Source organism: Amycolatopsis dendrobii (genome assembly GCF_014145675.1).
Lineage (GTDB): Bacteria > Actinomycetota > Actinomycetes > Mycobacteriales > Pseudonocardiaceae > Amycolatopsis > Amycolatopsis dendrobii.
Map to the genome: position 1 here is coordinate 705,184 of NZ_JACGZW010000002.1, position 11,758 is coordinate 716,941.

At 67.9% G+C, this 11,758-nt stretch carries 10 protein-coding genes; 5 read left to right on the forward strand and 5 right to left on the reverse strand.

Annotated elements, in window-relative coordinates; all coding sequences use genetic code 11:
- Positions 1–89 precede the first annotated feature (89 nt).
- On the reverse strand, positions 90–1,019 hold the full coding sequence (locus tag H4281_RS07385; protein ID WP_182890071.1) for an NADP-dependent oxidoreductase: 930 nt from the start codon (positions 1,017–1,019) through the stop codon (positions 90–92).
- A gap of 75 nt (positions 1,020–1,094) precedes the next feature.
- On the opposite strand from H4281_RS07385, the gene H4281_RS07390 reads away from it, so the two are divergent.
- Both H4281_RS07390 and H4281_RS07395 read left to right on the forward strand, forming a co-directional pair.
- Positions 1,095–1,463, forward strand: a complete 369-nt coding sequence (locus tag H4281_RS07390) for a winged helix-turn-helix transcriptional regulator (protein ID WP_182890072.1) — start codon at positions 1,095–1,097, stop codon at positions 1,461–1,463.
- Positions 1,464–1,672: 209 nt separating this feature from the next.
- Positions 1,673–2,401, forward strand: coding sequence for a hypothetical protein (locus H4281_RS07395; protein ID WP_182890073.1), 729 nt, complete (start codon positions 1,673–1,675; stop codon positions 2,399–2,401).
- 46 nt (positions 2,402–2,447) lie between these two features.
- Here H4281_RS07395 and H4281_RS07400 read toward each other — a convergent pair whose 3' ends face one another.
- From H4281_RS07400 to H4281_RS07415, 4 genes are all read right to left on the reverse strand, one after another.
- Complete coding sequence (locus H4281_RS07400) at positions 2,448–3,659, reverse strand: acyl-CoA dehydrogenase family protein (RefSeq protein WP_182890074.1); 1,212 nt, start codon at positions 3,657–3,659, stop codon at positions 2,448–2,450.
- A gap of 28 nt (positions 3,660–3,687) precedes the next feature.
- The gene (locus H4281_RS07405; protein WP_037817128.1) at positions 3,688–4,983 is read right to left on the reverse strand and encodes an acyl-CoA dehydrogenase family protein; all 1,296 of its coding nucleotides are present in this window, start codon (positions 4,981–4,983) and stop codon (positions 3,688–3,690) included.
- A 101-nt stretch (positions 4,984–5,084) separates the two neighbouring features.
- Positions 5,085–6,263, reverse strand: a complete 1,179-nt coding sequence (locus H4281_RS07410; protein WP_182890075.1) for a low temperature requirement protein A — start codon at positions 6,261–6,263, stop codon at positions 5,085–5,087.
- 179 nt (positions 6,264–6,442) lie between these two features.
- A complete protein-coding gene (locus H4281_RS07415; RefSeq protein ID WP_182890076.1) occupies positions 6,443–7,624 on the reverse strand; it encodes a TetR/AcrR family transcriptional regulator in 1,182 nt (393 codons plus the stop codon).
- 159 nt (positions 7,625–7,783) lie between these two features.
- Between H4281_RS07415 and H4281_RS07420 the strand changes: the two genes are divergently transcribed.
- From H4281_RS07420 to H4281_RS07430, 3 genes are all read left to right on the forward strand, one after another.
- Positions 7,784–8,995, forward strand: a complete 1,212-nt coding sequence (locus H4281_RS07420) for an acetyl-CoA C-acetyltransferase (protein ID WP_037817122.1) — start codon at positions 7,784–7,786, stop codon at positions 8,993–8,995.
- Between the two features lie 8 nt (positions 8,996–9,003).
- On the forward strand, positions 9,004–11,175 hold the full coding sequence (locus H4281_RS07425) for a 3-hydroxyacyl-CoA dehydrogenase NAD-binding domain-containing protein (protein ID WP_182890077.1): 2,172 nt from the start codon (positions 9,004–9,006) through the stop codon (positions 11,173–11,175).
- Between the two features lie 68 nt (positions 11,176–11,243).
- Positions 11,244–11,693 (forward strand): hypothetical protein, encoded by a 450-nt coding sequence (locus tag H4281_RS07430; protein ID WP_182890078.1) that lies wholly within the window; start codon positions 11,244–11,246, stop codon positions 11,691–11,693.
- Positions 11,694–11,758: the final 65 nt, after the last annotated feature.

Consider the following 11,758-nt stretch of genomic DNA (forward strand, 5'->3'; position numbering starts at 1 on the left):
TGATTCCATCGGGACCCGTGTTCAGCGGCCAGTGCCGTCACGTCATAGCTCCGTCGTGACATTCCTGCCTGCGAAACCATGACGCGGCGTCACTTGACTGTCAGGACGACCTTGCCCTGAAGGTGGCCGCCGTCAAGCAGCCGATGCGCGTCGGCGATGCGCTCGAACGGGAACGTCTCCTGCACGTGGACCCGAAGCTTGCCCTGCTCGACGAGATCGACCAGCCCGCGCAACCCGACCGGATCCGGATCGACCGCGATGCCGCTGAACCGCATCCCAGCCGCCTCGAACTTGTCGATGAGCGCGGTGTCGTCCTCCGCGACCGCCGTCACCAAATGCCCGCCAGCGCGGAGAACTCCAAGCGAGCGCTCGACTGTGTCGCCGCCAAGAGTGTCGAGCACAACGTCGATATCGCGGACCACCTCAGCGAAATCGACCCGCGTGTAGTCGATGACTTCGTCGGCGCCGAGCCCCTCGACGAACTCCCGCTTGCTCTCGCTGGCTGTCGTAATCACGTGCGCGCCAAGGGCTTTCGCGATCTGGATCGCGACATGCCCGACCCCGCCGCCACCGCCGTGGACCAGCACGCGATCGCCCGCCGTCACGCCGCCGAGGTCGACCAGCCCCTGCCACGCCGTCAGCCCGACGACCGGCAACGCCGCGGCCTCGACGTGTGAGAGCTCCTTCGGCTTCCTGACGAGATGCAAGGCCGGAGCAGCTACCACCTCGGCGTACGCATTCGCCGCACGGGGAAACAACGGCATCCCGAACACTTCGTCGCCAGGCCGGAACCGCCAGGTCAACGCCACTTCGACCACGCCGCTGACGTCCCAGCCAAGCACGAACGGCGGCTGGCCGAGCAAGGGAAACTCGCCGTCGCGCAGCCGTGCCTCCAACGGATTGAGCCCGATCGCGTTGACGCGCACGAGGACTTCGGTCGGCAATACCCGGGGCTCGGGCGCGTCCGCGATCGTGAGGACTTCGGGGCCGCCGAGCTTCTGCTGGGTGATGACTCGCATGACTCTCCTGGTTTCTGGAGGGGGATGAAAACCAGGCTAGGATTCCGATAGGTACCAGCAGGTACCTTGGACTCCATGAGCGGTTCCCGCGGCGTCTTCCTCGCCGATTGCCCGGCGCGACTGGCCGTCGACTTGATCGCCGACAAGTGGACCGTGGTCGTGCTCGCGGGCCTCAGCGAAGGCCCGGTCCGCCACGGCGATCTGGTCGAGCTCATCGGCGGCATCTCCCGGAAGATGCTCACCCAGACGCTGCGACGGCTTGAAGCGCACGGGCTCGTTCGCCGCCAGGCGTACGCGGAGGCCCCGCCGCGGGTCGAGTACGAACTGACCCCGCTGGGCGCGACGCTGATCGAGCCGATCCACACCCTGACGGAGTGGGCGCGCGCGAATGGAGACGCGGTTCTGGACGCGATCGACGCCGGTTCGGTTACGCGGAAAAAGTGAGCCGCGGCCTCGAAAATATCCAGATTCACTGAGATCTACCGCGGTTTCCTGCGCAAAATACCGACCATGCTGCGCTTTTGGTAATCAGGGTGCTACTGGCCGTGGTCACGGTTCGGATTCGGAACGGCGACGGCGGACGACAGAGCGCAACAGTGCCCTGCCTCCGAGCGACCCGTAGGTCACCCCCGCCCGATCGAACGGGAAACACGATGACCGGTCCAGAAGATCGCGAAACCGCCGAGGCGCACAAGGCCGACCGCCGCCACCGCCGGTTGGAACAGGAGTTCGTCGAAGCCGGACTTGACAGCTCGTCGCTCGAGACGCAGTCCGTCGAAGAGCTGCACGCGTCATTGGACCGCCTCGACGCGGTAATCGCCGAGCAGCGGAAGAAACTCGCGCTGAACAAGGAGGCGCTGGCAGCGGAGGGAACGCTCAAAGGACGCTCGGACGTTCAGCGCAAGGTGAATGCCAGTCGCAGCGCGCTGAAGATTTCCCTGGAGCGGCGTGAGCAGGTCCTCGAGCTGATCAACGGATTGACCGTAGGACAGGAGATCGACAAGCTCAGAAACGCGGTGTCTGGAGTCGACGACGCCGGGACCAAGGAGAAATTCCACCAGCTGCTCGGCGAGTTCGAAAGCAAGACCGAAGAGATCGACGGGGAGCTGAAGGAAACCAGCCGCAAGATCGCGGAGGTCAAGGCCGCGGCACTGGCCGCCGAGATCGACAAGTACGAGCGCAAAGCCAAGGTCTGGCAGAACTTCCTGGCCAAGGAATCCGTCGCGACCTACGTCGGTGCGGCGATCCTGCTGGTCATGTCGCTCTCCGTGGTGGCCGCGATGTTCGCGCACGTGGAGATCAACCAGGTGCTCTCCAGTGCTTTCCTGCTGGTACTGGGGTACTTCTTCGGGCAATCGACCGGAAAAAAGCAACTGGAATAACAAGGCCGCTCGGCCCGCTCCACAGAAGCGGGCCGAGCGGCCTCGATCACTTCAGCTCAGCCGAGGACTTCCCCAGCACCCGCCGAGCCACGATGAGCTGCTGGATCTGCTGCGTCCCCTCGAAGATGTCCAAGATCTTGGCATCCCGGGACCACTTCTCCAGCAGCGATTCCTCTGTGTACCCGTACGATCCAGCCAGCTCGACGCACTTCAGCGTCACATCGACCACCGTCCGACCAGCCTTCGCCTTGGCCATCGAAGCCTGCAGCGAGTTCGGCTGACGGTTGTCCGCCATCCACGCCGACTCCAGCGTCAGCAGATACGCGGCTTCGTAATCCGCCTCCAGCTGCAGGAAAGTCGCGGCTGCGGCGTGCTGGGTCAAAGCCGGGCGGTCGTAGTCGATGACGACGCCGGCTTCGGTCAGGATGCGGCGGGTTTCGTCGAGTGCCGCGCGGGCGACACCGATCGCCATCGCGGCCACCAGCGGGCGGGTGTTGTCGAAGGTCTGCATGACCCCGGCGAAACCCTTGGCCGTGTCGATTTCCGGCGTGCCCAAGAGGTTTTCGCGCGGAACGCGGCAGTTCTCGAAGCGCAGCACGGCGGTGTCGGACGCGCGGATGCCCAGTTTGTGTTCCACGCGCACGACCTCGAAGCCGGGCGTGCCCTTCTCCACCACGAACGACTTGATCGCGGCGCGGCCCTTCGTGCGGTCGAGCGTCGCCCAGACCACGACGGCGTCGGCGCGCTGGCCGGACGTCACGAAGATCTTTTCGCCGTTCAGGATGTAATCGTCGCCGTCCTCGGTAGCCGTCGTGGTGATGGCGGCCGAGTCCGAACCGCAGCCGGGTTCGGTGATCGCCATCGCGGCCCACAGGCCCTTGAACCGCTCGAGCTGCTCGTCGGTCGCCACGGAGCCGATCGCCGCGTTGCCGAGGCCCTGGCGCGGCATCGAAAGCAGCAGGCCGACGTCGCCCCAGCACATTTCGATCGTGCCGAGCACCACGTTCAGGTTGGCACCGTTGCGGTTTCCCTTGGGGCCGTCGTCCTTTTCGGACCGGCGGACGCCGGCCGCGCCCGCGCCGCCCTCGCCGGAGGAGTTCAGGCCGTCCAGCAGTGCGGCGAACATGTCCAATTCGGACGGATAGGTGTGCTCGGCGCGGTCGTACTTGCGCGAGATCGGCCGGAACACCTCGGCCGCGGCCTGGTACGCCTGGTTGATCAGCGCGCCGGCCTTCTTCGGAGCTTCCAGGTTGATCATGAGTTGCCTTTCGGAGCAAGAAAAAGGATCAGAGGAGGACGGCGCCTTCCATCACGCCGATCGCCCGCAGGTCGCGGTACCAGCGCTCCACCGGATGCTCCTTCACGAACCCGTGCCCGCCCAGCAGTTGCACGCCGGCGTTGCCGATCTGCATGCCCTTGTCCGTCGCGAGCTTGCGGGCGAGCGCCGCTTCCCGCGCGTATTCCTTGCCCTGTTCGGCCCGTGCAGCCGCGCGCAGCGTGACCAGGCGCAGGCCCTCCAGCTCGATCGCGATGTCCGCCACCGAGAACGCGACCGCCTGCCGGTGGCTGATCGGCTCGCCGAACGCGGTGCGCTCGTTCACGTAAGGCACCACGTAGTCCAGCACGGCCTTGCCGACGCCGGCGGCGAGCGCCGCCCAGCCGAGCCGGGAAAGCCGGACCACCTCGGTGAAAACGTCCGCCTTGCCTCCGCCGAGCAGTGCGCCCGCGGGCAGCGAAACCTTCTCCAGGTGCAGTTTCCCGGTGGCCGCGCCGCGCAGGCCCATCGCGGGTTCGGACTCGATCGTCACGCCCGCGTTGGACGATTCGACCAGGAACAGTGCCGGTCCGCGACCTTCCAGATCGGCCGAGACGATGAACAGCTCGGCCTCCGCCGCACGCGGGACGAGCGACTTCACGCCGTCGAGCTGGTAGCCCTTCGGGGTGCGCTTCGCCTTGGTGGCGGGCTTGAACGGGTCGAACAACGGCGTCCGCTCCAGCAGCGCGAGCGCCGCGGCGGGCACCTGCTCGCCGGTGAACGCGGGCACGTAATCGGCCTGCTGCTGCTCGTCGCCCCACGCGACCAGCGCGGTGCTCACCGCGGACGGGGCCAGCACGGCCACCGCCAGCCCGAGGTCGCCGTGCGCGAGCGCCTCCGCGACCAGCGCGTTCGTCACGACCGAACGCTCAGTGCCCGCGCCGCCCAGCTCTTCCGGAATCCCGACGAGGCTGACGCCCAGTTCGGCCGCGCGGCTCAGCAGGCCTTCCGGGGCGGCAAGCTTCTCGTCGGCGTCCGCGGCGGCCGGGCGCAACTGTTCGGCGGCGAACTCGCTGACCGTCTCGACGATGAGCTTCTGGTCCTCGTCCGGCGTCAGGTCGAACAGCCCGCGGTCGTCCGGCTTCGCCAGCCGCGCCGGTTTGCCCAGCCGCTGGACCGAGGTGAACGACCTGGTCGCCGCCCCCGCGGCGCGGAACCCGCTGCGGGTCCCCGTCTTGACCAGGTTCTGCACCGGCCCGCGCAGCCCGACCCGGTCGATCGCCTTGCTCCCGGCCAACCGGGTGAGCGCGGCCAGGCCGAGGCCCATCGCGTCTCGTTTCCTTGGCGCAGCCATGCAGCATCTCCCTCGCGTTACCTACTCACGAGTAGGTTAGCGTGGCGCTGCGGAATCCGCCAGTGCGGCCCGGCTCACTCGGCGACCGGCCGTCGCGCCAGCGATGTGCGTTCGAACGCGATGAGCAGCAGGACCGCGGCCGTGACGATCAGCAGCAGCAAGGCCGCGGGCACGTGACCGAGGAGCGGGGTGAGGGCGAGCAGCAGCGCCGCGAGCACGAGCCGTTGCCGGTTCCAGCTGCCGAGGTTGCGCCGCCGCAGCGAGCTGAGCGCGACCAGGTACAGCGCGAGCCCGCCGGTCAGCGCCCACAACGCGACGCCGTGCAACGCGTCCGCTGGACTGGTGTGCAGGGTCAGGAATGTCTTCTTCAAGCCGAGCGCGACGAGCACGATGCCGGCGATGAGCGGCAGGTGCAGATAGGTGTAGGAGTCGGTGGCGATCTTGGTCCGCGAGAGGCCTTCGGCGCGGGCCAGCCTGCGTTCGGCGACGTGCGCGACCAGATCGAAGTACGTCCACCACATCCCGGCGGCGAGTGCGATCCCGCAGATCGCCGACCCCGCGACGAGCCAGGTGATCGGCACGTGCCCGATCCCGATGCCGATCGCCACGACCGATTCGCCCAGCGCGATGATCACGATCAGCCCGAATCGCTCGGCGAAGTGCGCCGGCGAATGCAGCCGCCAGCCCGCCGGACCGGACAAATAGACGTTGAGGTAGTCCACCGCCAGCGCGACCACCCACAGCGCGGGCTGCCACGCTCCGCCCACGAAGGCGGCGACCGTCAGCAAAGCCAGGCTCGGGAGCAGACCGCGCAGCATCTTCAGCAGGACCAGGCGCAATTCGGCGTCGTGCCGCGCGGCCCCGACGTAGGCGACGATGTGCAGCAGCCGCACGACGCCGTAACAGGCGACGAACAGCAACGGCCCGTCGAGCCCGCCCGGTTCGTTGGCGAGCGCCTGCGGCACCGCGAGCGCGACGAGGAACATCACCGCCATCGCGCCGAACATCGCCAGCCGGGCGATGCCGTGGTCGACATGGATGGTCGTGCCGAGCCACGCGTAACTGCACCAGCACCACCACAGCACCATCAGCACCAGCAGTCCCTCGCCGACGCCGAGGAGGCTCAGATGTCCGGCCATCAGTTCGGTCGTCTGCGTGATGGCGTAGACGAAGACCAGGTCGAAGAAAAGCTCAAGGGTCGTGACGCGGTGGTCTTCGTCCGCGCGAACCAGATGCAACCGTCTCGTGGGCACGGCAGATGCTGACACGAATGGGCGATCGATCGGCGCGGTTTCGCTGACAGCGTGCGACGACCTCGCGAGGTTCTCTTCTCTCTGAAGTTGTGACTTCACCTATGAAGTACTTCACTAGTGAAGTAACCAGGCAAAACAGAAGACCACTTTCGAAGTCCGCGTGGCCTCCGGGCCTGCGCTCAGCCGAGCCCGAGAACGGCGTGCAGCACCGTCGTCAGTTCGGTCTGCAAATGCGGCCTGCTCTTGATCCGGCCGGTCCGGCTGAGATCGTTCGCGATGGTCAGCGCGGCATGCACGCGGATCTTCGCCTCGCGGGCCGGAAGTTCCGGAAACACCGCGCACAGCAAGGAAACCCACTGGTCGACGTAGTCCCGCTGGACGCGGCGCAGATCGGCCTTGTCGCGTTCGGGCATGGTCGCGCGATCCGCGGTGAAGGACACCAGCAGTTCCGGCGTGCGCAGCAATACATGCACGTACGACGCGGCGAGCTTGCCCAGTGCGGACCGTTCGTCCGGGGCCCGCAACGCCTGCTCGGCGGCCAGTGCGAGCCGGTCGGCGGCGCGGTGTCCGATCGCGACCATCAATGCGGCCTTGCTGGGGAAGTGCCGGTACACGCTGGGCCCGGCGATGCCCGCCGCCGCGCCGATGTCTTCCATGCTCACCGTGTGGAAGCCGCGTTCGGCGAAGAGCCCGGTCGCGGCGGTCAGCACCTGCTCGCGACGGGACGGCGTGCCAAGGCTGCTCGCGACCGGCGGCGCGGGCTCGTCCGGGACCGGCAGTGAGACGTTGAGCACCGTCTGCGCCAGTTCGACCAGCAGCGGCACGAAGCGTTTGCGTGCCACCGACGTGTGGTGCACCGCGACGCTCCCGAACACCGAGAGCGCGGCCCAGCACAGCAGTTCGGCCTCGTCCGCGGACAGCTCCGGACGCAGTGTGAGCAGCGCTTTCGTCCACGCGTCGAGCACCGCGCCGGACCGGCGGCGGATCTCCCGGCGCTGCTCGCGCGGCAGATGCGGACCTTCCCAGCGCCACAGCGCGGCGATCTCCCTGCGCTCGACCGCCTGTGTCGCGAGGCCGGTGAGCAGGGCTTCCAGCTGGGAAAGCGGCGGCGCGGAATCGGCGAGCGCGGCCGCGGTGGCCGTCTCCATGTCGTCGATCCCGGCGAGCACGACGTAGGCGAGGATCGCCTGCTTGTCGGCGAAATGCCGGTACAGCGCGGGTCCGGTGACGCCCGCCGAAGCGGCGATGTCATTGATCCCGACGCCGTGGAACCCCCGCGCGCGAAACAGCTCGGCCGCGACGGCAGCGAGCTGGGCCTTGCGGTCGCGAGGTCGCGTGCCGCGGGCGGGAGACGTACTCATGGTGAACTGACCATAGCGCTAATCGAAACTACGGCAACCCATTGACACCATGGGGTTCATCGGGCTTATGTTAATGGCCATTAGCACCTACTGGCCGGTATAGTCGGCGGCGAGATACACCGCAGTGTCCAACCACGCCGCTTCGCGGAGGAGTGTTCAGTGAGTAGCGAGGCCTACATCTACGAGGCGTTGCGCACGCCCCGGGGCAAGAACAAGGGCGGTGCCCTGCACGGCACCAAGCCGGTCGACCTGGTGGTCGGCCTCATCCAGGAGCTGAAGGTCCGCCACCCGAACCTCGATCCGCAGGCGATCGACGACATCGTGCTCGGCGTCGTGTCCCCGGTGGGCGAGCAGGGCGCGGACATCGCGCGCACCGCCGCGCTCGTCGCGGGCCTGCCGCAGACGGTCGCGGGCGTGCAGCTCAACCGGTTCTGCGCGTCCGGGCTCGAGGCCACGAACGTCGCGGCGCAGAAGGTCCGCTCCGGCTGGGACCAGCTGGTCATCGCGGGCGGTGTCGAGTCGATGTCGCGCGTGCCGATGGGTTCCGACGGCGGCGCGCTGTTCATGGACCCGGCCACCGCCTACGACCACTACATCGCCCCGCAGGGCATCGGCGCGGACCTGATCGCGACGATGGAGGGCTTCTCCCGCGAGGACGTCGACGCCTTCGCGGTCCGCTCGCAGGAGAAGGCCGAGGCGGCCTGGTCCGGCGGCTACTTCGCGAAGTCCGTGGTGCCGGTGAAGGACATGAACGGCGTCACGATCCTCGACCACGACGAGCACCGCCGTCCGGGGTCCACTGTGGAGGGTCTGGCGAAGCTCAAGCCCGCCTTCACCACGATCGGCGAGATGGGCGGCTTCGACGCCGTCGCGCTCCAGAAGTACCACCAGGTCGAGAAGATCGACCACGTGCACACCGGCGGCAACTCGTCCGGCATCGTCGACGGGTCGGCCATCGTGCTGGTCGGTTCCGAGCAGGCGGGCAAGACCTTCGGCCTCACGCCGCGGGCGCGCATCGTCGCCACCGCCTCGATCGGCTCCGAGCCCACGATCATGCTGACCGGTCCGACCCCGGCCACCGAGAAGGTGCTGAAGACCGCGGGCCTGACCCCGGACGACATCGACCTGTGGGAGCTCAACGAGGCGTTCGCCTCCGTCGTGCTCAAGTGGCAGAAGGACCTGAACCTTCCGGACGAGAAGATCAACGTCAACGGCGGCGCGATCGCCATGGGCCACCCGCTCGGCGCCACCGGCGCGATGCTGGTCGGCACGGTGGTCGACGAGCTGGAGCGCCGCGAGGCGCGCCGGGCGCTGGTGACCCTGTGCATCGGCGGCGGCATGGGTGTGGCGACCATCATCGAGCGGGTGTGAGGACCGAGATGACCGAGAGCAAAACCATCCGTTGGGACAAGGATTCCGACGGCATCGTCACGCTGACCCTGGACGACCCGGACCAGTCGGCCAACACGATGAACCAGGCCTTCCGCGAGTCGCTCGCCGCGACCGTGGACCGGCTCGAGGCGGAGAAGGACGACATCGCCGGTGTCGTGCTCACCTCGGCGAAGAAGACCTTCTTCGCCGGCGGCGACCTGCGCGACCTGATCCAGGCGCAGCCGGAGCACGCGGCCGAGATCACCGCGTCCAGCACCGCGATGAAGGGCCAGATGCGCCGGCTCGAGCAGCTCGGCAAGCCGGTCGTCGCGGCCATCAACGGCGCGGCGCTCGGCGGCGGCCTCGAACTCGCGCTCGCGACGCACCACCGGATCGCGGCCGACGTCAAGGGCAGCCAGATCGGCCTGCCCGAGGTCACCCTCGGCCTGCTGCCCGGCGGTGGCGGCGTGGTCCGCACCGTGCGGCTGCTCGGCATCCAGAGCGCGCTGCTGAACGTCCTGCTGCAGGGCCAGCGGATGAAGCCGCGCAAGGCGCTGGAGATCGGCCTGGTGCACGAGGTCGTGGACACCGTCGACGAGCTGGTGCCCGCCGCGAAGGCGTGGATCAAGGCCAACCCCGATGCCGGCGTGCAGCCGTGGGACGTCAAGGGATACAAGATCCCGGGCGGCACCCCGTCGAACCCGAGCTTCGCGGCGAACCTGCCCGCGTTCCCGGCGAACCTGCGCAAGCAGCTCAAGGGCGCGCCGATGCCCGCGCCGCGCGCGATCCTCGCCGCCGCGATCGAAGGTTCGCAGGTCGACTTCGACACCGCGATCACGGTCGAGACGCGCTACTTCGTGAGCCTGGCCACCGGGCAGGTCTCGAAGAACATGACCAAGGCGTTCTTCTTCGACCTGCAGACGATCAACTCCGGCGGTTCGCGTCCGGACGGGTTCGAGAAGTTCACCGCCAAGAAGGTCGGCGTGCTCGGCGCCGGGATGATGGGCGCCGCGATCGCCTACGTGTCCGCGAAGGCGGGCATCGACGTGGTCCTCAAGGACGTCTCGCAGGAGGCGGCCGACAAGGGCAAGGGCTACGCGGTCAAGCTCGAGGAGAAGGCGCTCTCGCGCGGCAAGACCACGCAGGAGAAGTCGGACGCGCTGCTGGCGCGGATCAAGCCGACCGCCGACCCGGCCGACTTCGCGGGCGTCGACTTCGTCATCGAGGCCGTGTTCGAGAGCGTCGAGCTGAAACACAAGGTGTTCGGCGAGATCGAGAGCATCGTCAACGCGGACGCGGTGCTGGGTTCCAACACCTCGACGCTGCCGATCACCACCCTCGCCGAGGGCGTGCAGCGCACCGAGGACTTCATCGGGATCCACTTCTTCTCGCCGGTGGACAAGATGCCGCTGGTCGAGATCATCTGCGGCGAGAAGACGTCGCCCGCCACGCTGGCGAAGGTCTTCGACTACACGCTGCAGATCCGCAAGACCCCGATCGTCGTCAACGACAGCCGCGGCTTCTTCACCTCGCGGGTCATCGGCACCTTCATCAACGAGGCGGTCGCCGCGCTGGGCGAGGGCGTCGAACCGGCGTCGATCGAGCAGGCGGGTTCGCAGGCCGGCTACCCGGCCCCGCCGCTGCAGCTGATGGACGAGCTGACCCTGACGCTGCCGCGCAAGATCCGCGCGGAAACCCGCGCCGCGATCGAGGCCGCTGGCGGCACCTGGAACGCGCACGCGTCCGAGGCCGTCATCGACACGATGCTCGACAAGTACGACCGCAAGGGCCGCAGCAGCGGGGCCGGCTTCTACGAGTACGACGAGAACGGCAAGCGCACCGGTCTGTGGCCGGGTCTGCGCGAGGCGTTCAACTCGGGTTCGGCGGACGTGCCGTTCGAGGACCTCAAGGAGCGCATGCTCTTCGCCGAGGCGCTGGAAACGGTGAAGTGCTTCGACGAGGGTGTCCTGACCTCGGTCGCGGACGCCAACATCGGGTCCATCTTCGGCATCGGCTACCCGGCCTGGACCGGTGGCGTGATCCAGTACATCAACCAGTACCAGGGCGGCTTGCAGGGCTTCGTGGACCGGGCCCGCGAGCTGGCGGCGCGGTACGGCAGCCACTTCGAGCCGCCGCAGTCGCTGGTGGAGAAGGCCGCCAAGGGCGAGATCTACGAATAAAGATCTTGTGACGACGGGGCCGCTTCGGGGATTCTCCCGGGGCGGCCCCGTTTTTCGCGGAGGTGACGATGCCGGAAGAGCAACTGCCGTTCCTGGACGAACACCGGGTCGTCGTCCACGCCGACGCCGAGACCGCCTGGCGTGCGGTCAACCAGGTCATCGAACGTGTCTCCGGCCGCTTGGCCACCGGCTACGCCTGGGCCGTCGGCGCCGACGACTGGAAGGCGACCGGCTCCCGTCCGCTCGCCGAGGGGGCGACCGTCCCCGGGTTCCGGGTCGCCGCCGCCGAACCGCCCAGGCTGCTCGCGCTGGCCGGACGGCACCGGTTTTCCGAGTATCGCCTTACTTTCCGGCTTGAACCCGAGGCTCGAGGACAGACCCTGATCCTCGCTGAGAGCCGAGCGCGGTTTCCCGGGGTGCTCGGGTCCGGCTACCGCTTGCTCGTCATCGGGAGCGGCGGGCACGTCCTCGGCATGCGGAGGATGCTGGGAACGATTAAGCGCCTCGCGAACAGTTAATTCCCTATTTATTGCGGACTTATTCTACGTTTTTCGTAGCAGTGGTGAATTGATCGCCGCGGGGG